Source organism: Burkholderia sp. lig30 (assembly GCF_000687455.2).
Taxonomy (GTDB): domain Bacteria; phylum Pseudomonadota; class Gammaproteobacteria; order Burkholderiales; family Burkholderiaceae; genus Burkholderia.
This window is the reverse complement of the sequence record NZ_JGVW01000095.1, coordinates 85,942-108,485: the sequence shown is the minus strand read 5'-3', so window position 1 is coordinate 108,485 and position 22,544 is coordinate 85,942. Positions and strand designations below refer to the sequence as shown.

The window sequence follows — 22,544 nt, the reverse complement described above, 5'->3', positions numbered from 1 at the left end:
CGTCGTACATCATCACCGAATTGGCCATCGCCGGATAAATCGCGCCGAGGCCGTCCTCGCCGTTCAGGCGCTCGTCGACGAAGGCGACCGCCTGCCGGATCGCGCGTTCGCGCGAATACGCCGGGAACAGGCCGTCGACCGCGCGCAGCGCCTGATCGACCACACGGAAGAACGCGAACCAGCCGCCGTGCTGGTGCGGCTGCTTCGGCAGCAGGCCGGTGTTGACGGGCGGGCTGAGGAACAGCTCGTCGATCCGCACGCCGCGCGGGTTCTTCGCGATCGGGCGCTTCGCGTTCAGCACGAGCAGCGGCACGATCACGGTCCGCGCCCAGTACGACACCTTCGACAGATGGAACGGGAACCACTGCGGCAGCAGCATGATCTCGACCGGCATCATCGGCACCGCGCGCCACGGCATCGCGCCGAACAGCGCGAGCTGGATGCGCGTGAACACGTTCGACATCTCCGCGCCGCCCATCGCGTGGATCGCGTGGCGCGCACGCTGCATGTGCTCGGCGTTCACGTCGTCGCCGATCACCTTCAGCGCGAAATACGCCTTCACGCTCGCGCTGATGTTCGGCGCACCGTCAGTGAACAGCGGCCAGCCGCCGTCCTGCTGCTGGATGCGCCGCAGGTAGCGGCCGATCTTCTGTTCGAGCTCGAGATTCGGCGTTTCGCCGAGATAGTGGACGAGCAGGATGTATTCGGCGGGAATCGTCGAATCCGCCTCGAGTTCGTAGACCCAGTGGCCGTCGGGTTTCTGCGCGGCCAGCAGCGCGTCGGTCGCACGCGTGATTGTGGCATCGAGGCTGGCGACTGGCACACTCGCAGCAAGGTTCCCGCATACCGCTAAATGAACCTCACACAAATCGCAGCTTGCCCTATGAGTCTGTGGGGCGTCCAGCGCCTGATCATCAAGTAAGTCGTCCATCATTGCTCTATCTGCGCAGCCCAAAGCTGACGTGTTGTCGTCCGGTAAGAAAAATTCCTCCCTACTGCCGTACACACAAATCAATGATCCTCAGTGACCGGTGCTAATCGGCATCGGTTCGTATGCGGTAAAGTACATGCTCCCTCGCGACTATCGAAACATGTCGAGCGCGACGTCGAGCACGGCCTGCTTGAATTCCTCTGCATGACCGGTTATCGGCGAGAACTTCGCCAGGACATGGCTGTACGATATCGTATTGCTGATCGCGCTGAGCATCATGGCGTACAGCAACGCCGGGTCACGCGCTTTCAGCTTGCCTGCTTCCATTGCGTCGACAAGTAGTGAAACAAAAACTTCCTGGTAGGGACGATACAGCCGCTCAATCAAGATGTTCAATCGATCGCCCTGTTCCGTCGTTGCGGTCGACAAGAACATACCGATATCCTGATCCTCGAACAACGCATCGATGAGAAGAATCAGCGCCTGCTTGATACGCGCCCGTGCGGTCAGTCGGGCAACGCGGAGTTGTTTAGTGGCTTCGATCACCGCAGCCGCTTGCTCAGCCAGTTGGTCCACCACTGCGATCCAGAGCCCCTCCTTCGACCCGAAGTGATGCGCCATCAGCGCTGGATCGACACCCGCAAGCCGCGCTATTTCTCGCACGCTTGTCGCTTCGTAACCCTGTTTGGCAAACACTTTCCGCGCACTGCGCAGTAGCGCATCAAAGCCAACGAGCGCGCTACGCGCTGGGCGTCCTCGGGAGCGCTTCACCACGTCCGGACGTTTGGTTCGTGTTCCAGAAACCGACATATCTCGTATTCGTCTACCTGATCGCAAGAGGCCCTGAGTATACCCTTCCGCATCACCAACGCTTGCCATGAGCGTTATCAGCTCAATGGCGCACAGGTCACACGCAATTGGTCGTCCTCCCGCGTTATCACGGCATCTTCAGTGTCAACTCAAAAAGTTTGAGACTGAATTATTTGTCGACTCATGCAGAGCGCCGGTAAAAAAATTTGTAACGCCCATGCAGCGATGTGCAGCATCGCGACATCCTGGACGAGTAATAAATCCCCACAACCAATATGATCGGCATCCTTTCAGGTCACGCCGACGGATCCCACAAGTTCGCAGCCAGCAGCAGCCCGTGCCCCCAACAATCGGGGGCGACACGCGTCACCCACTTATTATTCAACGATCGTTGAATTTCAGCAATGTTAGCGGGACAACGCGGCCACTGTCAATCGCCGCGGCTAACCGACCGATGTAAGCACCTGATGTGAGCAGACAGCGTGGCAGCTCAGCCGACGATGCCGCGACGGATATCGTCACAGTCATAGATTTCTTTCGTCGATAGCCGTACGCCGAACCGCGAGCGCATCCGGCACATGTTCGGCAAAGTCAAACTTGAGTACGCGCAAAAAGAACGACAACCTGACCCACGCGACCATACGTACAGCACCGCTATTGTCCACAATCCCGCACCGGGGTTGACCAATGAGTCCGCCCTACCTGCAGGCCACAAGCGCAGACTTGGGGCGGAGAACGACTCGAATTTCCGTGCCCGACCCGCAGCAATCCATGCACCAGGAAATACGGGCCTGATTCGGAGCCAGTGAATGCAGCCGGTGTCGGTCAAGACTTCTTGCATGACTTGACATACGCCCCCTTTCTCGGCAAGAATCACTATTCATCGCATGATGAATATGACATTGGCCGCAAGTTGTGCCCCTCCGGCCGCAAGCGAGAACTGGCATGTCAGACCGAGCCAGCCTTCGTGTGGCTAGAGTTCGCCGTTTGCGACGACGATGGCGCGCGCTGCGGCTCCGCCGACACTAAATTTCCCCGCCCTGCGGTGGACAGTTCGCGCCTTTCGACGGCGGCATCTGTTCCTGAGAGCGGATAAAGAGACGTCGAGTTTCCGCCGCTTTGCTTTTTACTATTTAGTATACCGAATAATATGAGCTGCCGTTACCGATGTTATGCATGCCGTGTCCGATCTATTTGAGAACGATGCTGGCACCCGCTAAACCGTTGCGTGCTGGATGGTCGAGAACCAGGTGCCGCTTGAGTAAATCGCCCGCGATGTGGCACGCCCGGCCGGATGCGCGTAAACCGTCGACGTACTGCATGACAGCGGACTAGAGGAGAACGGCCCGCGCATGCCACCTCAACCGACACACAAATGACAAGGCTATTACAAGCCAGCTCCAAGTCAGAGGTTACCTGCGCGACAAGCAGGGTTACCTCCATCCTGCATTCCATTCCTGAAGTCCCGCGACGGTTTCCATGACAATCAAGCAAAAACTCCAAATCTTGATCGGTATCACGCTGCTGGCGATCGGCGTTGGCATCATCTTCACTGTACTCGGATTCCACTCCGCCGACGATGCTCAAACGGCTTCCCATCGCCAGGAAATGCAGGTGCGCGGCCTGACGGAAATCAAGGCCAGTGCGCTATCAACGGTTGAACTGGACCCGACTTCGCAGGATACGAAGAAAATCTTCAAGGATGCGGAAGAGGACATCGACAAGTGGTCGAAGATTATTTCACCGCTTTTCGCCTCGACGAATCAGCAGGATCGGATGCGGCTCGTTCTCTCGCAGTGGAACGCATACGACCGGAAGTCGCAGCAAATAATCGACCTTGCGTCCCGTGATTCAAAGGCGGCCAACGATCAGGTGGTCGCGCTCTATCACTCCGATTTCGAGCCACTCCATGCCTCGATTGAATCAATCATCGGTGAAGCAATCAAGCGTAGCGACGCAGCGGCGGCGAACGCCGGAAAGGCGAGCACGAATGCCGTACGCACGATAATCGGCGTGCTGCTCACAGTCCTGGTTATCCTGATCGGATGCGGTATCACACTGGGCCGATCGATTCAGCATTCGCTCGCAGGCATTCAAGGCACACTGCAAACCGCGAGCGAATCCCTCGATTTGACGCGACGGGCTCCAGTCAAGGGCAATGACGAGATCAGCCAAACTGCGGAAGCGTTCAACCATCTAATGTCACGCATCGCAGAAGTGATGGTCACTGTGCGGGACTCGGTGATTTCCGTGAGCACGGCATCCAAGGAAATCGCCACTGGTAACGTTGACCTGGCGAGCCGCACCGAGGAACAAGCCGCCTCGCTAGAGCAAACGGCGGCAAGCATGGAAGAACTGACCAGCACAGTTCGGCAGAACGCGGAAAACGCGCAAATCGCCAACAATCTGGCGCAATCATCCGCCGAAATTGCGATCAAGGGTGGCGACGCGGTTGGTCAAGCGGTGTCGATCATGAGCGACATCAACGCCAGTTCTGTAAAAATTGCGGAAATCATCAACGTAATCGACGACATCGCTTTTCAGACCAACATCCTTGCGCTGAACGCCGCCGTGGAAGCCGCACGTGCGGGCGAACAGGGGCGCGGATTCGCAGTCGTGGCGACCGAGGTGCGCAACTTGGCGCAGCGCTCGGCAGGTTCAGCCAAGGAAATCAAGGTATTGATCGAGGATTGCGTAAGCAAGATCAACTCCGGCACGAAATTCGTCGATCAGGCCGGGGACACGATGCACGACGTGGTGAGCAGCATCACTCGCGTGACGGAAATCATGGGTGAGATCGCCGCGGCATCGCACGAACAGAGTCGCGGCATCGATCAGGTAGGCCAAGCCGTCACGCAAATGGACCAGATGACCCAGCAAAACGCGGCACTGGTGGAACAGAGCGCTGCCGCCGCGCAATCGCTCGACGAACAGGCCAAGAAACTACACGCGGGCGTCGACGTGTTCACTCTCTAACTGGGAACTGACTAGCGCGAGCAGCTTGGGAATCAGGCTGCTGATTCGCTGCCTGAATCAACAATAGTTGGTTACGATGCGTCTCTCGCGACGAACCAGGCCCAAACGAATGGCGCCCGCGCAGCTTCCTGCCCGTCGCGCTCGCATGTGCGGTCGCCGGCTTCGCGCGCGTTGCTGTTCGGCGTCGAGCCGCTGTTCCCGTTGACGGCCGCCGCTCCCTCACCCACCGCGCTCGGCTCGGCATCGTCGATCGGGCGATGCTCGATGCGCGGCATGCGCGCTACCCGGAGGGGACGCGACCGGCTCAGCGGCCCATTGCGGACGTGCTGCCTGACCGCACGCCCGATGTCGCGCTCGTGCACGCGACCTGCCGGCTCGTCGCCACGCGCCTCGCGGTGCCGGGCCTCGAACGCCTGCCGGTCGTGCATGACGCGCAGTCGCTGCGCATCGCGGGCATCGTGTCGCGCAGCGATCTGGTCAAGCCGGCGCTGCAGCATTTCGACGACGAACACAAGCGGGAACGATTCCGCCCGATCGTGCCGGTCAGTATGCGCAAACGGCATGCCGCCGCGCGCGAGGCGGGCGAGCGTGGCGTGTCACCGTTGCGGCCGGCCGCTCGACGGCCGGTGGCCGTCACCTTTTCGCCGGATCAGGCGCTTTACGGCGCCGACGCACGCGGCAAGCCGGTCGTGACGCTTCGATACGCTCGCGCCGGGCGACAGCAGCGACTCGTAATAGACGCTCGATTCGCAAGGATGCGGCAAATTTGGCGCTGCCCGACAGCGCGCATCGCGCCTCTTCGCGATGATCGCCCCATGGCTCGCCCCCCGCCGCGCAGCGTGGGCGAGGCTCACGGACGGCGCCCGGCGCGCGGGCGCCGTCCGCACATCGCGACGAACGCGAAGCCGCTGCCGCTTACAGGTAGCTGCACAGGTAGTCGAGCGTTTCCAGCACTTCGATCTCGAAGCGGCTCTTGCCCGGCACGGAGAACGATTCGCCCGCGCCATACGTCTGCCATGCGTCGCTGCCGTCGAGCTTGATGCGGCACTTGCCGGCCTGCACTTCCATCAGTTCCGGCGCGTCCGTGCCGAACGTAAGCGCGCACGGCAGGATCACGCCGAGCGTCTTGCGCGTCCCGTCCGAAAACAGCACAGTGTGCGAGACGCACTTGCCGTCGAAATACACGTTTGCGCGCCGGACGACGGAAACGTTGTCGAATTGCGTTGCGTTGGTCATGCCATACCCCTGAATTGACGCGATGCGATTGAAAAAATGAACTTGCGCGACGCGCGCGCCCCTCCGGCCGAATCCTCCTCCGATACGGCCTGGCGGCCCGCGTGGCCCGTCGCCCGGCCGCTATGATAGCGACAGACGCGCAGCGCGTGTGGCAATGCCTGCGGCCGGCCGCCCCGGCGATCCGGCACGAACCCGGACACGCGCGGCACCCGCGCGATGCAAGCACCCTGATAGTCAGGCATCCTGACATAACGAAGGCGGGTTGTTCGCGCCAGGCGCGGCACGCTCAACGCAGCCCGTGCCGGCGCGCCGAATCGCGCAGGCAATCGAGCAGCATCGACGCGGCCGGCGTCAGCGGGCTGTCGCGGCGCGTCACCACCTGCACAGAAAGCGGCGGGATCGCCTCGCGGATCGGCACCACCACGAAGCGATCGCGCGCCCATTCGACGTCGAGCAGCTGCTCGGGCATCGCGGCAATCAGGTCGGAGCCCTGCATCAAGCTGTGCGCGACCGCGTAGCTCGGACATTCGACGACGCGCGCCGGGATCGGCAGCCCATGCTCGCTGAAGCAGTTGAACAGCATTTGCGACGAGCTTTCCGGCGACGGGTTCATCAGCCAGTCGGCGTCGACGAGATCGGCGAGCGACGTCACCGACGCGAGCGGATGCCCTTTGCGGGCGACGATCCGCAGCCGGCTCGCGTACAGCTCCGCATGATCGAACTCCGCGGCGAGCAGCTCGGGCACCACCACCGACACCGCGAAATCGAGCGAGCCGTCGTGCAGCCTCGGCAACGCGACGCCCGGAAAGCCCTCGACGAAACTCACGCGCGCGACCGGGAAGCGCCGCCGGAATGCGCAGAACGCGTCGGGCAGGATCGACACCGCGGCGGCGGGCGTGACGGCGGCCGCCACGGCGCCCGTCGCCGCGCCCTGCGCCTGCTCGATGTCGTCGCGCGCCCGCTGCATCTCGGCGACGATCAGGCGCGCGCGCACCTGCAATTGCTGGCCGAAACCGGTGAGCTGAACGCCGCGGGCCGTACGTACGACAAGCGACACGCCGAGCGCCAGCTCGAGCTCCTTGACCGCCTTCGTCAAGGCGGCCGGCGACACGCTCAGGCGGCGCGCGGCCGCGCGGATGCTGCCCTCCTCCGCGACGGTCACGAAGGCTTTCAACTGATGATATTTCATGGGGACGCGTAATTCGAAAAAACCGGTGGCCCACTCGGGCGGCCCGACTCAGGGTGTTCCCTAGCGGCAACCTGCGGTGAGCACGAAAGCAATTTAGCAGCTTCTGGTTCACGAAAGAAATTTATATCCTTTGCCGGCACATCCTCGAAACACCCCCGGAAGGAGACACCATGCAGTCCGAACAGCCCATCATTCCCGGCATCGCGGCAATCGCCCCCGAGCTGATCGAGGTGCGCCGCCGCATCCACGCCCACCCGGAGCTGGCCTTCGAGGAAACGCTGACGAGCGACCTCGTCGCCGAACTGCTCGCCGGCTGGGGCTACGACGTGCATCGCGGCCTCGGCAAGACGGGCTTGGTCGGCGTGCTGCGCGAAGGGCAAGGCACGCGCACGCTCGGGCTGCGGGCCGACATGGACGCGCTGCCGATCGAGGAAGCAACCGGGCTGCCCTACGCGAGCCGCCATGCGAACAGGATGCATGCGTGCGGGCACGACGGCCATACCGCGATGCTGCTGTGCGCGGCACGCCACCTCGCCGCGACGCGCCGCTTCTCGGGCACGCTGAACCTGATCTTCCAGCCCGCCGAGGAGAATTTCGGCGGCGCGAAGGCGATGATGACCGACGGGCTGTTCGAGCGCTTCCCGTGCGACGCGATCTTCGCGATCCACAACATGCCGGGCCGCCCGGCGGGCGACATGGCGTTCCGCACCGGCGCGGCGATGGCCTCGGCCGACCGCGTGACGATCACGCTGCGCGGCGTCGGCGGCCATGGTGCATTGCCGCATTTCGCGCGCGACCCGATGTCGGCGGCGGGCAGCATCATGGTTGCGCTGCAGACGATCGTCGCGCGCGAGGTCGACGCGCAGCAGGCCGCGGTAATCACGGTCGGCAGCGTGCAAGCGGGCGAAACGTTCAACATCATCCCCGAGACGGTCGTGATGAAGCTGTCGGTGCGCGCGCTGGATGCCGACGTGCGCCAACTGCTCGCACGCCGCATCGAGACGCTCGCGAAAGCGCAGGCGGAGAGCTTCGGCGTGACGGCGGCGGTCCAGTACGACTACGGCTATCCGGTGCTCGTCAATCACCCGGAGCCGACCGCCTTCGCGCTCGGGATCGCGCGCCAGATGCTCGGCGCGGCGCGCGTCGAAGCCGAGGCCGCGCCGCTGATGGGCAGCGAGGATTTCGCGTACATGCTGGACGCGCGCCCGGGCTGCTACGCGTTCATCGGAAACGGCATCGGCAGCAAGGGGGGATGCATGGTGCACAACCCCGGCTACGACTTCAACGACGACATCCTCGCGATCGGCGCGAGCTACTGGGTGCGTCTGACCGAAGCCTGGCTGGCCGCTTGACGGCCTTTCATCACGCAGTCTCGCGATCATCGGGAATCTCATGGAATCGTCCGCCCTCAAATTCGCCGGCACGCCGGCCGACGCGCGCCACGCCGCGCAGAAACGCCGCCTCATCGCCGCCGCGGCAGTCGGCAACGCACTCGAGTTCTACGACTTCACCGTCTACAGCTTCTTTGCGATCCTGATCGGCAAGCTGTTCTTCCCGGTGCATTCGGCATTCGGGCAGTTGATGCTCGCCGTGGCCAGCTTCGGCGTCGGCTTCGTCACCCGCCCGCTCGGCGGCCTCGTGATCGGCATGTATGCGGATCGCGCCGGCCGCAAGCGCGCGATGATCGCGACGCTGCTGATCATGGCGCTCGGCACGGCGATGATCGCGGTCGCGCCGACCTACGCGCAGATCGGCATCGCCGCCCCGCTCCTGCTGGTGCTGGCGAGGCTGCTGCAGGGCTTCGCGTCCGGCGGCGAAGTCGGCGCGTCGACCACGCTGCTGCTCGAACAGGCGCCGCAGCACCGCCGCGGGTTCTACGCGTCGTTCCAGTTCTCGAGCCAGGGCCTCGCGGCGCTCGCGGGTGCGCTTACCGGCGTCGCACTGACGTCCACGCTCAGCGCCGCGCAGCTCGAAAGCTGGGGATGGCGCGTGCCGTTCGTCATCGGCACGCTGTTCGTGCCGATCGGCTACTGGCTGCGCAGCACCGTCGAGGAAGTGCCGGCCGCGACGCCCGCGACGCGCGAGAAGGTCGCGTCGCTGCCGCTCGCCGACGTGCTCCGCCATCACGGCAAAGCCGTGTTCGCGGGTCTCGGCATCACGATCGGCGGCACGTCGATTCATTACATCATCGTGTTCTACATGGCGATCTACGGCGTGCAGGTCCTGCATCTGCCGAGCTGGCTGTCGATGACGGCCGGCTGCGTCGCAGGGGCGATGCTGGCCGTCGTGACGCCGATCGGCGGCTGGCTGTCCGACGTGTACGGCCGCAACCGGATTGTCTGGTGGACGCGCATCGTGCTGATGCTCGCGATCTATCCGGCCTTCGTCGCGCTGAACCGCTGGCCCGGCGCGGCGTCGCTGCTGACGATCGTCGCGGCGCTGTCCTTCGTTCACTCGATCAACGTCGGCGCGATGGGCGCAATGCTAGGCGAGCTGTTCCCGCGCGCGGTGCGCGCGACGGGCGGCGCGCTTGTCTACAGCATCGGCGTGGCGATCTTCGGCGGGTTCGCGCAGTTCTTCGTGACCTGGCTGATCGCGGCGACGGGCAACGCGAACGCGCCCGCCTGGTATGCGATCGGCTGCGGCACGCTGACGCTGCTCGCGCTGCGCTGCATGGACGAGCGGGCGGGCAAGTCGCTAGATTGACCGATCGACGGTTCGCCGGCGAACCGACGTACCACGAGCGTAGCCGGCTCCCGGGCCGCACGCGTCACCCCGCCCTGCGCGGGCGTGCCGCGTCAGCCGCGATCGATCGAGAAGCGCCCGGGGCCGGCAGCGCAAAGCGCCAGCAGGCCGCCCGCGATCGCGATGTTCTTGTAGAAGTGAATCATGTTGTTCATCTGCTCGCCGCCCGTCATCGTCCAGAAGTGATGGCCGATCAGCGCAGTGCCGACGGTATAGAGCGCAAGCAGCAGCGCGAGCGGCCGCGTGTAGAAGCCGACCAGCAGCGCGATGCCGACGAGCAGCTCCATCACGACGGCGATCGCCGCCGATACGATCGGCGCAGGCGCGCCTTCGGTGCCCATGAAGGCGATCGTCCCGGAAAAATGCGCGATCTTCTGCCAGCCGAACAGCACGAACAGGATCACGAGCAGAATCCGGGCGAGCAACAGCAGCACGTCACGTTGGGACGACAGGAACGGTTGTGTCGGTGTCATGGCGGTCAATGATCGAAAGCGATGCGCGGCGGGCGCGCATCGACGGGTCAATGAATCAGGAGGGGCTGCGCCGCGCGCCGCCCCTCCTGCTCTGCAACAACCTGCGATCGGCCCCCGCCGATAAACGCCGGGCTCGGGAAAACCACGCTTGATATCTTGCGAATCCTTGCGTGCTCACCGAACTGTCCGCACACATTGTCGGTCGGACACTCCTTTTATAGTCCATTAAATGTTCCGCATTCCGACACAATCCACATTTCGATGAAATTTTGTGTCGATGGCGTGACACATTGCACGACGCGCGGCCATCGACACGCCCGCACCGCCGCTCGAAATCGGAATAGACTCGCCGGCCGCTCGGATAGAATCGCCGACAATCACGAACGCTTCTCTCCGAGGGCCATCGAGCGATGAAGCACAACAATAAATACAACCGACCGACCCGCCTGCCGCTCTGGCGCGCCGGCACAATCGCCGCGCTTGCGGCCTCCGCCGCGCTGTCGCTGCAGGCCGATGCGGCGCGCACCGTGAGCGTGTCGCCGCAAGGCACCGTCGCCGACGTCCGGCAGGCCGTCGTGAAATTCGACGAGCCGATGGTCGCGCTCGGCACGGCGGCCGCGCCGAATCCCGCCCGGCTCGACTGTACCGATCCCGGCGCCGCGCGCGGCACCGGGCATTGGCTCGACGACAAGACCTGGGTATACGATTTCGCGCGCGACCTGCCGCCCGGCGTGCGCTGCACGGTCGCGCTCAACGATGCGCTGCGCTCGGTCGCCGGCAATGCGGCGGCCGGCCCGCGCCGCTTCACGTTCCAGACGGGCGGGCCGTTCCCGGTTGCGGTCCGGCCGGGCGCGCGCGACATAGAGGAACGCCAGGTCTTCGTCATCAAGCTCAACGGGCCGGCCGACGCGCGTTCGGCGCTCGCGCACATCTGGTGCGAGGCGGCCGGCATCGGCAACCGCATCCCCGTCGTGCCCGCCGAGACGGCAACGCGCGACGCGCTGCTCGATCATTTCCGCTGGAAGCAGGACGCCCCGCGCGTGCTGACGCTGTCGTGCGCGCAGGCGCTGCCCGCCAGCGCCAGGATGCAGCTCGTCTACGGCGCGGGCGTCGCGAGCCCGGGCGGCATCGCGAACGACACCGAGCGGCGCTTCGACTACACGGTGCGCGCACCGTTCGCCGCCAGCTTCTCGTGCGAGCGGGAAAACGCGAAGGCGCCCTGCACGCCGCTGCGTCCGCTGCGGCTGACGTTCAACGCGCCGATCTCGCGCCAGGCCGCCGCGCAGATCCGGCTGCGTGGCCCGCAACGCGCGGTCGAGCCGTACTTCAGCCCCGACGACCGCGACGAGGAAACGACGCGCGTCGAATTCGCCGCGCCGTTGCCGCCGCAGGCCACGCTGACGATCGAGCTGCCGGCCGGTCTGCGCGACGTCACCGGGCGCGCGCTCGGCAACGCCGACCTGTTCCCGCTCGCGACCCGCACCGCGCCGATGCCGCCGCTCGCGAAGTTCCCGTCCGGCACGTTCGGCATCGTCGAGCGCTTCGCCGAGCCGGGGATGCCCGCGCTCGTGCCGGTGACGCTGCGCAACGTCGAGGCCGACCTGCACATCGCGGGCCTGAATGGCGGCGGCGCGCAGTTCTCGAACCTGACAGTCGAGGACGACACGGCGATCCGCCTGTGGATGCAGCTCGTCGACCGTTTCGACGACTGGTCGATGAGCCGCGAGACGATCGACGGCATGCGCCCCGGCTTGCTGGATCACGGGCAGGACCCGGTCTATGTGCCGTTGCGGGCAGGCGAACAGCCACCCGCCCCGCCCCGCCGCCTGATCGACGTCCGCTCGCTGTCGCTGCTCGCCGGCGAGCCCGGCGTGCAGACGCTGACGCTGCCGAAGGCCGACCCGAAAGCGTTGCGTCCGTTCGAGGTCGTCGGCGTGCCGATCGACAAGCCCGGCTTCCACGTGCTCGAACTGGCGTCGCCGGCGCTCGGCCGCTCGCTGCTCGCGAGGCCGGCCCGCATGTATGTCCGCACGGCGGTGCTCGTCACCAATCTCGGCGTCCATTTGAAGCGCGGCCGCGACAACAGCCTCGTGTGGGTGACGACGCTCGACAAGGGCAAGCCGGTGACGAACGCGCAGGTGCGGGTATCCGACTGCAACGGCGACGAGATCGCCGCCGGCAGGACCGATGCCGCCGGCCTGCTGAAGATCGACACGCCATTCGAGTCGAAACGGCAATGCGACTACAGGAACGGCTTCGGCGACTTTTTCGTGTCCGCCCGCATCGACGATCCGAAGACCGGCCCCGACATGGCCTTCGTGCGTTCGAGCTGGAATCGCGGCATCGAATCGTGGCGCTTCAACGTGCCGACCGACATGAGCGACACGCCGACCGTGCGCGCGCATACGGTGTTCGACCGGACGCTGGTGCGCGCCGGCGACACGATCTCGATGAAGCACTTCGTGCGCGAGGAAACGCTGCGGAGCCTCGCGTTCCCGCCGCATTACCCGTCGCGCGTCGCGATCCGCCATCTGGGCACCGGGCAGACCTACCGCCTGCCGCTCGCATGGGCGGCCGACCACAGCGCGGATACGCGCTTCACGCTGCCCCCCGCCGCGAAGCTCGGCGAGTACAGCGTCTCGCTCGAAGACGGCGACGAAGATGCGCCGAGCGTCAGCTACGACAGCGGCAGTTTCCGCGTCGAGGCGTTCCGGCTGCCCGTCTTCAAAGGCTCGATCGGCGCACGCGATGCGCGGACGAGCCCGCTCGTCGGCGCGGCCGAAGCGCCGCTCGCGGTGCAGATCGACTATGTGTCCGGCGGCGGCGCATCGGGCCTGCCGGTGCAGGTGTCCGCGCTGCTGAAGCCGGCGGCGGCGCCGTTTGCCGAGCGCTTCCCGGATTTCAGCTTCGCGCCGTACCGCGCCGAGACCGACGGCGGCATCGCCGACGACGAAGCCCAGGACGACGAAGACACGTCACGCGGCAACGATCCCGACGCGACGAAGCTGATCGCCGACAAGCTGCCGCTGACGCTCGACCGCACCGGCTCGGGCGCGCTGACGCTCAAGGGCCTGCCCGCCGTCGATACGCCGAAGCGCGTCGCGCTGGAAGCGACCTTTGCCGATCCGAACGGCGAGGTCCAGACCATTCGCGGCGACGCGATGCTCTGGCCGGCCTCGGTCGTGGCGGGCATCAAGGCCGGACGGTGGGTGTCGGTCGGCCAGAAAGTGCCGGTGCAGGCGCTCGTCGTCGACCTGCAAGGCAAGCCGCGCGCATCGGTGCCGGTCGAAATCAGGGGCATCGCCCGCATCACGACGTCGTCGCGCAAGCGCATGGTCGGCGGCTTCTATGCGTACGACAACCGCAGCGACACGCGCGACCTCGGCGTGCTGTGCTCGGGCAAGACCGATGACAAGGGGCGCGTCGCCTGCGACGCGACGCTCGCGCAGGCCGGCAACGTCCAGTTGATCGCCACCGCGAAGGACGGCTCGGGCCGCACGTCGAACGGGGCGACGTCGGTGTGGGTCACGCGCGCGGACGAGCTCTGGTTCGGCGGCGACAACACCGACCGGATCGACGTCATTCCGGAACGAACCTCGTACGAACCCGGCGAGACGGCGCGCTTCCAGGTGCGGATGCCGTTCCGCTACGCGACGGCCCTCGTCGCGGTCGAGCGCGGCGGCGTCATGGAGACGCACGTCGTCGAGCTGAACGGCAAGAATCCCGCGGTCGACCTGAAGGTCGGCGACGACTGGGGGCCGAACGTCTACGTATCGGTGCTCGCGCTGCGCGGACGCCTGCGGGACGTGCCGTGGTACTCGTTCTTCACGTGGGGCTGGAAGGCGCCTGTCGAGTGGGCGCGCGCGTTCTGGCGCGAAGGCCGCCATTACGAGGCGCCGACCGCGCTCGTCGACCTGTCGAAGCCGGCATTCCGCTACGGCGTCAGCGAGATCAAGGTCGGCACGGGCGCGCACCGGCTCGAGGTCGCGGTGACGACCGACGCCGCCCGCTATGCGGTGCGCGGCAAGGCGCAGGTGCGCGTGAAGGTCGCGTTGCCCGATGGCCGGCCCGCGCCGGCCGGCACCCGGATCGCGCTTGCCGCGGTGGACGAGGCCCTGCTGGAACTGATGCCGAACCGCAGCTGGGATCTGCTCGACGCGATGCTGCAGCGGCGCGCGTACGGCGTCGAGACGGCGACCGCGCAGATGGAAATCGTCGGCCGCCGCCACTTCGGGCGCAAGGCGGTGCCGGCCGGCGGCGGAGGCGGCATGGCGCCGACCCGCGAGCTGTTCGACACGCTGCTGCTGTGGAATCCGCAGGTGCCGCTCGACGCGAACGGCACCGCGACCGTCGACGTGCCGCTCAACGACGCGCTGACGCGCTTTCGCATCGTCGCGGTCGCGGCGGTCGGCGCCGACCGGTTCGGCACCGGCGGCACGACGATCCGCAGCACGCAGGACCTTCAATTGATCTCCGGCCTGCCGCCGCTCGTGCGCGAGGGCGACGCGTTCCGCGCGCAGGTCACGCTGCGCAACACCACGGAGCGTGCGATGCAGGTCGTCGTGACGCCCGCGGCGCCGGGCCTCGACGTCGCGCCGCAAACCGTCGCGCTCGCGCCCGGCGCGGCGCGCGAGGTGGCATGGAGCGTGACCGTGCCGGAGCAGGCGATCGACGCCGCAGGCACGCTGAACTGGCGCATCGAGGCGGTCGAACAAGGCGGCAAGCGCGCGGCCGACGCACTCGCGATCGCGCAGAAGGTCGTGCCCGCGCTGCCCGTGACCGTCCAGCAGGCGACGCTCGCCCAGGTGGACGGCACGCTGACCGTGCCGGTCGCCGCGCCGCCGGGCGCCGCGGCCAACGCGCAACGCGCGCCGCGCGGCGGCATCGCCGTGTCGCTGCAGCCGAAGCTCGCCGACGGGCTGCCGGGTGTGCGGCGCTGGTTCGAGCGCTACCCGTACCGCTGCCTCGAGCAGCAGGCGTCGCGCGCGATCGGCCTGCGCGACGCGGCCCAATGGCAGGCGCTCGCTGCGCGCATGCCGGTCTACCTCGACCGCGACGGACTGGCGAGCTATTTCCCGCCGCCGTCCGACAGCGACCGTTACGGCAGTCCGACGCTGAGCGCGTACCTGCTCGTGCTGGCCGACGAGGCCAGCCGGCTCGACCGCCGCTTCGCGCTGCCGGACGGCGTGCTCGGCCAGCTCGAGACCGGCCTGACGCGCTTCGTCGAAGGACGCGCCGAGCGCGACACCTGGGCGCCGCGCCAGGATCGCGACCTGCGCAAGCTCGCGGCGATCGAAGCGCTGTCGCGCTACGGCGCGGCGCAAGGCCGGATGCTCGGCTCGATCGAAATCGCGCCGAACCAGTGGCCGACCTCCGCGGTGCTCGACTATCACGCGATCCTGACGCGCGTGAAGGACATCCCGCAACGCGACGAAAAACGCGCGCAGACGGAGCAGATCCTGCGCGCGCGCCTGACCTACCAGGGCACACAGCTCGTGTTCTCGACCGCGCGCAACGACGATCTGTGGTGGCTGATGACGAGCAACGAGACCAACGCCGCGCGGCTTGCGCTCGAATTCACCGGCGACGCCGGCTGGAAGGACGAGCTGCCGCGCGTGACCGCCGGACTCCTCGCGCTGCAGCGCAACGGCGCGTGGCAGACGACGACCGCCAACGCGCTCGGCCTGCTCGCGATCGAGCGCTTCTCGCGCACGTACGAAAGCGCGCCGGTCTCAGGCACGACCCGGATCGCGCTCGGCAACAACGCACGCACGATCGCCTGGAGCCAGCCGGCCGCCGCCGACGGCGCCGTATCGGCTACCGCCGCGACCCGCGCCGCCGCGGCGCGCAGCGTGATGCTGCCGTGGCCACGCAACGGTGCCGCGCCGGCGGCGCTGAGCGTCGCGCAGGAAGGCAGCGGCCGGCCGTGGGCGACGATCGAGAGCCTTGCCGCGGTGCCGCTTCGCGCGCCGTTCGCCGCCGGCTACCGGATCGCGAAGACGGTCACGCCCGTGTCGCCCGCCGTCAAGGGCGCGCTGACGCGCGGCGACGTGCTGCGCGTGCGCGTCGAGATCGACGCGCAAAGCGACATGACGTGGGTGGTCATCAACGATCCGATCCCGTCCGGCGCGACGATCCTCGGTTCCGGCCTCGGCCGCGACTCCGAAGCCGCGACGCATGGCGAAGCGGCGCCGGGCGGCGCATGGCCCGCGTTCGTCGAACGCGACTTCGACGGCTATCGCGCGTATTACGACTACCTGCCGAAGGGCAAGCTCACGGTCGAATACACGGTGCGGCTGAACAACGTCGGCACGTTCGGGTTGCCGCCGACTCGCGTCGAGGCGTTGTACGCGCCGTCGGTATACGGCCTCTGGCCGAATGCGCCGATGACCGTCAAGCCGGTCCCGGCGGACAAGCCGTGAGCGCGCGATGAAGCATGCCGTGTCATCGCGCCGGGCGCGCATCGCGCGCCGCGCGCTCTTCGCCGTGGCGCTCGCCGCGCCGATCGTCGCGCATGCGCTGCCGGGCTACGACGAGGTCCGGCGCGACTGGCGCAGCTCCGACTGGGTGCTGCTCGCGCGCGACGGCACGCCGCTGCAGCGCACCCGGGTCGATCTCGCCGAGCGGCGCGGCGACTGGGTCGCGCTCGCGGACGTGTCGCCCGCGTTCCGCGAAGCGATCGTCGTCTCCGAGGACAAACGCTTCCATGTGCACAGCGGCGTGGACTGGCGCGGCATCGCGGGCGCCGCATGGGGCAACCTGTGGAACGAGCGCACGCGCGGCGCGTCGACGGTGACGATGCAGCTCGCCGGCCTGTTGAGCGACACGCCGCACCGCTCGGGCCAGCGTTCGCTGCCGCAGAAAGCCACCCAGGCCGTGAACGCGCTGCGGCTCGAGCGCACATGGCGCAAGGACCAGATTCTCGAGGCGTACCTGAACCTCGTGCCGTTTCGCGGCGAGACGGTGGGCCTGGCCGCACTGTCGCAGACGCTGTTCGGCAAGGCGCCGTCCGGGCTCGACGCGCGTGAAGCAGCCGTCGCCGCGGCGCTCGTGCGCGCGCCCAATGCGCCGGCCGCGAAGGTGGCCGAGCGCGCGTGCCGGATTCTGCGCGACATGCGCGCGGCGCAGCCATGCGCGTCGCTCGACGGATTCGTGCAGCTCGCCACCGCGCGCACGACGGCGGCCACGCGCGACGACGACGCGCTCGCGCCGCATTTCGCGCGGCGGGTCGCCGCCGAGGTCCGCCCCGGCGCCGGCGCGCGCGTCCGTTCGACGCTCGACGCGCCGCTGCAGCGCTTCGCGCGCGACACGCTGACCCGCGCGCTGACCGAACTCAATGCGCCCGCCCATCGCCGCAACGTACAGGACGGCGCCGTCGTCGTGCTCGACAACGCGAGCGGCGAGATACGCGCGTGGGTCGGCTCGTCGGGCGCGCTGTCGGGCGCGCGCGACGTCGACGCGGTGCTGGCGCCGCGTCAGGCAGGCTCGACGCTCAAGCCGTTCCTGTACGCACAGGCGATCGACGAGAAACGCCTGACCGCAGCATCGCTGCTCGACGACGCACCGCTCGACCTGGCCGCCGGCGGCGGGCTGTACATCCCGCAGAATTACGACAAGCACTTCAAGGGTTGGGTCAGCGTGCGCAGCGCGCTCGGCGGCTCGCTCAACGTTCCCGCCGTGCGCACGCTCGTGCTGGTGACGCCGCACCGTTTCGCGCGCACGCTCAAGGCGCTCGGCCTGCCGCTCGCCGAAGAAGGCGACTACTACGGATTCAGCCTCGCGCTCGGCAGCGCCGACGTGACGCTGCTGTCGCTCGCCAATGCGTATCGCGCGCTCGCCGACGGCGGCGTCGCGCGCGCCACGGCCGACCTGCCCGCTTCGACCCCGCGGCCCGCCGGCACGCGCGTATTCAGCGAGGCCGCCAGCTACGTCGTCACCGACATCCTCGCCGACAACAATGCGCGGGTGCGCACGTTCGGCTTCGACAGCCCGCTCGCGACGCGCTTCTTCTCGGCGGTGAAGACGGGCACCAGCAAGGACATGCGCGACAACTGGGCGGTCGGCTACACGTCGCGCTACACGGTCGGGGTATGGGTCGGCAACGCGGACGGCTCGTCGATGTGGGACGTGTCCGGCGTGACCGGCGCGGCGCCCGTGTGGGCCGCGATCGTCGGCTACCTGCACCGCGATCTCGCGAGCCGCCCGCCGCGCCCGCCCGCGGGTGTCGCAAGCCGCCGCATCACGTTCGAGCGCGACGTCGAGCCGGCGCGCACCGAGTGGTTCCTCGACGGCACCGCGCTCGACACCGTCCGGCTCGCCGCGCCGGTCACGCCCGGCCCCGGCTCCCCGCGCGCGCCGCTGACGATCGGCGCGCCGACCGACGGCACGATCTTCGCGATCGATCCCGATATCCCGCCACGCAATCAACGCATCTGGTTCGAGCGCAGCGCGGGGCGCGCGGCACGGTTCTCGTGGCGGCTCGACGGCCGGGCGATCGGCCACGGCGACCGCGTCGCGTGGGCGCCGTGGCCCGGACGGCATCGGCTCGAACTCGTCGACACGCGCGGCAACGTCGCCGACGCAGTCAGTTTCGAGGTGCGCGGCGCATTCGCGAAGCCGGCCGGCAAGCCGCCGGCGGAGCGATGACGGAGACACACCCGCTCGCCATCCGACGATGCAGCGGCCGCCCCTCAAATTCAAGATAGCCAGTTAAGCTAAATATTGTCGCACCGCAACAACACACATCGTAGCGAGCCGCGCGAAGCCCGTTCACGAAAATGACAAATTGTCGGATAAAAGGGTTGACGCTTCGCACAACGAGCCTTTACCATCGCCCCCGTCTAGTTACATGGAGTGTTCTGTGAACACCGATGCGAGTTGTAGTTGGCCGTTGACCAACTTGACTGCTGCCTGAGGAAAACGCGCAGAGCCTCGTCTTCTGCCGCATCCCGGGAAGCAGGATGCGGCGCCCTTCCGGCCTGACCGGCCAGATTTCCCGCCGATTGATTCGAATGCCATGCGGTTACGCATGCGCCGGCCCGTATTCGCGCCGCGCGCGGCGACGCCGCACGCATTTTCCGTTTGCGCGCCATCCGGCTCGCGTGCCATCGCGCACGTGCCGCTTGCGATCGCCCGCACCTCACACCATCAAACAACAGGAGTGCTGATGGATTCAGACGACAGTAGCCGATTACCGCTCGCCGGTGCGATAGCGCACACGCGCATCACGCGCCCCGCGCCGGCGAGCGTTCCGTTCCATACCGATATTCAGCAGCCGATCGCGCCGGACGCGACGCGGCGGGAAGCGCTCGTGCGTCAATAACGTGTGCTCCCCGCGCGCCGCCTCATGCGCAAGGAGCGACACATGACACGACACGACAACACTTTTCAAAAGAAACAGCGCGGATTCATCAAGACGGGCGGCACCAGCCGGCGCAACGAACCGCACGTCATCCGCGCCGCGCAGGAAGCCGCGCGCCCCCTCGAAGACACCCTGAGGGCGCTGCGCACCAGCACACGGGGCCTGACCTACGAGCAGGCCGGCGAGCGCCTGCAGTACTACGGCCCGAACGAGATCGCGCACGACAGGCCGCCGCACTGGACCCGCCAGCTGCTGATGGCGTTCCACAATCCGTTCGTCTACGTGCTGCTGGTGCTCGCCGCGATCAGCTTCACCACCGACGTCTGGTTTGCGGCACCCGGCGAGCGGGACTTCGTCGGCATGACGATCCTGCTGACGATGGTGACGATCAGCGCGCTGCTCCGCTTCGTGCAGGAATTCCGCTCGCTGCGCGCCGCCGAAAAACTGAAGGCGATGGTACGAACCACCGCGACCGTGCAGCGCACCGTCACCGACACCAGCGAGCCGGCCCGCCGCGAAGTGCCGATGCGCGAGGTCGTGACCGGCGACATCGTGCACCTGTCGGCCGGCGACATGATCCCCGCCGACGTGCGCCTCATCACGTCGCGCGACCTGTTCATCAGCCAGGCGGTGCTGACGGGCGAAGCGCTGCCGGTCGAGAAATACGACACGCTCGGCGCGGTCGCGGGCAAGTCGGCCGACGCCCCCGCGACGGACGAGACCGACGCGTCGCAGTCGCTGCTCGATCTCGGGAACGTCTGCTTCATGGGCACCAACGTCGTCAGCGGCACGGCGCTCGCCGTGGTCGTCGCGACCGGCGAGGAAACCTATTTCGGGTCGCTCGCGCGCAACGTCGTCAGCCACAAGCGCATCGAGACCAGCTTCGATCGCGGTGTCGCGAGCGTCAGCTGGCTGCTGATCCGCTTCATGTTCGTGATGGTGCCGATCGTCTTCCTGATCAACGGCCTGACCAAGGGCGACTGGCTGAGCGCCCTCACCTTCGCGCTCGCGGTCGCCGTCGGCCTGACGCCGGAAATGCTGCCGATGATCGTCAGCGCGAACCTCGCGCGCGGCGCCGTCGCGATGGCGCGCCGCAAAGTCGTCGTCAAGCGCCTGAACTCCGTGCAGAACTTCGGCGCGATGGACGTGCTCTGCACCGACAAGACCGGCACGCTCACGCAGGACAAGATCATCCTCGAGCACCATCTCGACCTGTCCGGCCACAAGAGCGAAGACATCCTGCGGCTCGGCTGGCTGAACAGCTTCCATCAGAGCGGCCAGAAGAACCTGATCGACATCGCGATCGTCGCGTGCGCGGACGAACTGGGCGATCGCGTCAAGCCGCAGGGCTACAAGAAGATCGACGAGCTGCCGTTCGACTTCGTGCGCCGCCGGCTGTCCGTCGTCGTCGAGGACACGCGCGGCGAGCATCTGCTCATCTGCAAGGGCGCGGTCGAGGAAATGCTGTCGGTGTCGACCCACGTGCAGGACGAGGACGGCGTGCGGCCGATCGATTTCGTCGCGCGCAAGCGTCTGCTCGAACAGGCGAACGCCTATAACGAGGACGGCTTCCGCGTGCTGGTCGTCGCGACGCGCGCCATTGCGCGCGGCGAGGAACGCAGCCAGTACCGCACGGCGGACGAGCGCGAATTGACCGTGCGCGGCTTCCTGACCTTCCTGGACCCGCCGAAGGAATCGGCGGCGCCGGCGCTCGCCGCGCTGCGCGAGAACGGCGTGGCAGTCAAGGTGCTGACCGGCGACAACCCGACCGTCACGATGAAGGTCTGCCGGCAGGTCGGACTCGAGCCGGGCCAGCCGGTCCTCGGCCCCGAGATCGACGCGTTCGACGACGCGACGCTCGCTCAGGTTGTCGAACGCTCGACCGTGTTCGCAAAGCTCACGCCGCTGCAGAAGGCGCGCATCGTGACCGCGCTGCAGGCGAACGGGCACACGGTCGGCTTCCTCGGCGACGGCATCAACGACGCGCCCGCGCTGCGCGACGCCGACGTCGGCATTTCGGTCGACAGCGGCGCGGACATTGCGAAGGAAACCGCCGACATCATCCTGCTCGAAAAGAGCCTGATGGTGCTCGAGGAAGGCGTGATCAAGGGCCGCGAAACCTTCGGCAACATTCTCAAGTACCTGAACATGACCGCCAGCTCGAATTTCGGCAACGTGTTCTCGGTGCTCGTCGCCAGCGCATTCCTGCCTTGGGAGCCGATGCTCGCGACCCAGCTGCTGGTGCTGAACCTGATCTACGACACGTCGCAGATGCTGCTGCCGTGGGACAAGATGGACCCGGAGTTCCTGAAGAAGCCGCGCAAGTGGGAAGCGAAGAACATCAGCCGCTTCATGCTGTGGGTCGGGCCGACCTCGTCGGTGTTCGACATCACGACCTACGTGCTGATGTGGACCGTGTTCGGCGCGGGCGCGATGTATCACCTGAACGGCGGCGGCGCCGGCCAGGTCGTGATGAACTCCGGCTGGTTCATCGAAAGCCTCGTGTCGCAGACGCTCGTCGTGCATCTACTGCGCACGCAGAAGATCCCGTTCCTGCAGAGCACGGCCGCACTGCCGGTGCTGCTGTCGACGGCGACGGCGATCGCGATCGGCTGCTGGCTGCCGTTCTCGCCGTTCGCCGACGCGCTCGGCTTCATGCACCTGCCCGGCAGCTACTGGATGTGGCTCGTCGCGACGATGGTCGGCTACATCCTGCTCGCACAGGCCGTGAAGACCGTCTACGTGCGCCGCTACAAGCAGTGGTTCTGATTCCGGCCCGCACGACATGAAGCGAAGCCGGCTCGCGCCTGATGCGCGGGCCGG

At 67.0% G+C, this 22,544-nt stretch carries 10 protein-coding genes and 2 pseudogenes; 7 read left to right on the top strand and 5 right to left on the bottom strand.

The window, feature by feature from the left end:
• Window positions 1-931: pseudogene (locus LIG30_RS19385) on the bottom strand (prenyltransferase/squalene oxidase repeat-containing protein); the annotation flags it as partial.
• A gap of 150 nt (window positions 932-1,081) precedes the next feature.
• Window positions 1,082-1,741, bottom strand: a complete 660-nt coding sequence (locus LIG30_RS19380) for a TetR/AcrR family transcriptional regulator (protein WP_152986155.1) — start codon at window positions 1,739-1,741, stop codon at window positions 1,082-1,084.
• 1,479 nt (window positions 1,742-3,220) lie between these two features.
• On the opposite strand from LIG30_RS19380, the gene LIG30_RS27330 reads away from it, so the two are divergent.
• Entirely contained in the window at window positions 3,221-4,717 is a 1,497-nt protein-coding gene (locus tag LIG30_RS27330) for a methyl-accepting chemotaxis protein (protein ID WP_038714605.1), read from the top strand.
• Between the two features lie 188 nt (window positions 4,718-4,905).
• Window positions 4,906-5,301 (top strand): annotated as a pseudogene (locus LIG30_RS27325) (chloride channel protein); the annotation flags it as partial.
• Window positions 5,302-5,632: 331 nt separating this feature from the next.
• Here the strand turns inward: LIG30_RS27325 and ppnP are convergent.
• Window positions 5,633-5,953 carry a pyrimidine/purine nucleoside phosphorylase gene (ppnP, locus tag LIG30_RS19365; RefSeq protein WP_038714584.1) on the bottom strand — a complete coding sequence of 107 codons (321 nt, stop codon included), beginning with the start codon at window positions 5,951-5,953 and terminating at the stop codon, window positions 5,633-5,635.
• A 286-nt stretch (window positions 5,954-6,239) separates the two neighbouring features.
• Window positions 6,240-7,142, bottom strand: coding sequence for a LysR substrate-binding domain-containing protein (locus LIG30_RS19360; RefSeq protein ID WP_038714582.1), 903 nt, complete (start codon window positions 7,140-7,142; stop codon window positions 6,240-6,242).
• 170 nt (window positions 7,143-7,312) lie between these two features.
• On the opposite strand from LIG30_RS19360, the gene LIG30_RS19355 reads away from it, so the two are divergent.
• Together LIG30_RS19355 and LIG30_RS19350 are read left to right on the top strand one after the other, a co-directional pair.
• Complete coding sequence (locus tag LIG30_RS19355; RefSeq protein ID WP_038714581.1) at window positions 7,313-8,494, top strand: M20 aminoacylase family protein; 1,182 nt, start codon at window positions 7,313-7,315, stop codon at window positions 8,492-8,494.
• 40 nt (window positions 8,495-8,534) lie between these two features.
• The gene (locus LIG30_RS19350) at window positions 8,535-9,848 is read left to right on the top strand and encodes an MFS transporter (protein ID WP_038714579.1); all 1,314 of its coding nucleotides are present in this window, start codon (window positions 8,535-8,537) and stop codon (window positions 9,846-9,848) included.
• 92 nt (window positions 9,849-9,940) lie between these two features.
• On the opposite strand, the gene LIG30_RS19345 is transcribed toward LIG30_RS19350, so the two are convergent.
• Window positions 9,941-10,360: a DoxX family protein gene (locus tag LIG30_RS19345; RefSeq protein WP_038714578.1), complete on the bottom strand. Its 420-nt coding sequence runs from the start codon at window positions 10,358-10,360 to the stop codon at window positions 9,941-9,943.
• Between the two features lie 410 nt (window positions 10,361-10,770).
• On the opposite strand from LIG30_RS19345, the gene LIG30_RS19340 reads away from it, so the two are divergent.
• From LIG30_RS19340 to mgtA, 3 genes are all read left to right on the top strand, one after another.
• Window positions 10,771-16,782 carry an Ig-like domain-containing alpha-2-macroglobulin family protein gene (locus LIG30_RS19340; protein WP_038714576.1) on the top strand — a complete coding sequence of 2,004 codons (6,012 nt, stop codon included), beginning with the start codon at window positions 10,771-10,773 and terminating at the stop codon, window positions 16,780-16,782.
• 7 nt (window positions 16,783-16,789) lie between these two features.
• A complete protein-coding gene (gene pbpC, locus LIG30_RS19335; protein ID WP_038714574.1) occupies window positions 16,790-19,006 on the top strand; it encodes a penicillin-binding protein 1C in 2,217 nt (738 codons plus the stop codon).
• Between the two features lie 718 nt (window positions 19,007-19,724).
• The gene (mgtA, locus tag LIG30_RS19330) at window positions 19,725-22,490 is read left to right on the top strand and encodes a magnesium-translocating P-type ATPase (protein ID WP_083494097.1); all 2,766 of its coding nucleotides are present in this window, start codon (window positions 19,725-19,727) and stop codon (window positions 22,488-22,490) included.
• Window positions 22,491-22,544 lie beyond the last annotated feature (54 nt).

What these genes read in the sequence shown, in the direction of transcription:
- LIG30_RS19355 (WP_038714581.1), top strand. Translation starts at nt 7,313, where the DNA reads ATGCAGTCCGAACAGCCCATCATTCCCGGCATCGCGGCAATCGCCCCC.
- LIG30_RS19360 (WP_038714582.1), bottom strand. Translation starts at nt 7,142, where the DNA reads ATGAAATATCATCAGTTGAAAGCCTTCGTGACCGTCGCGGAGGAGGGC.
- LIG30_RS19345 (WP_038714578.1), bottom strand. Translation starts at nt 10,360, where the DNA reads ATGACACCGACACAACCGTTCCTGTCGTCCCAACGTGACGTGCTGCTG.
- mgtA (WP_083494097.1), top strand. Translation starts at nt 19,725, where the DNA reads ATGACACGACACGACAACACTTTTCAAAAGAAACAGCGCGGATTCATC.
- LIG30_RS27330 (WP_038714605.1), top strand. Translation starts at nt 3,221, where the DNA reads ATGACAATCAAGCAAAAACTCCAAATCTTGATCGGTATCACGCTGCTG.
- LIG30_RS19350 (WP_038714579.1), top strand. Translation starts at nt 8,535, where the DNA reads ATGGAATCGTCCGCCCTCAAATTCGCCGGCACGCCGGCCGACGCGCGC.
- LIG30_RS19340 (WP_038714576.1), top strand. Translation starts at nt 10,771, where the DNA reads ATGAAGCACAACAATAAATACAACCGACCGACCCGCCTGCCGCTCTGG.
- ppnP (WP_038714584.1), bottom strand. Translation starts at nt 5,953, where the DNA reads ATGACCAACGCAACGCAATTCGACAACGTTTCCGTCGTCCGGCGCGCA.
- pbpC (WP_038714574.1), top strand. Translation starts at nt 16,790, where the DNA reads ATGAAGCATGCCGTGTCATCGCGCCGGGCGCGCATCGCGCGCCGCGCG.
- LIG30_RS19380 (WP_152986155.1), bottom strand. Translation starts at nt 1,741, where the DNA reads ATGTCGGTTTCTGGAACACGAACCAAACGTCCGGACGTGGTGAAGCGC.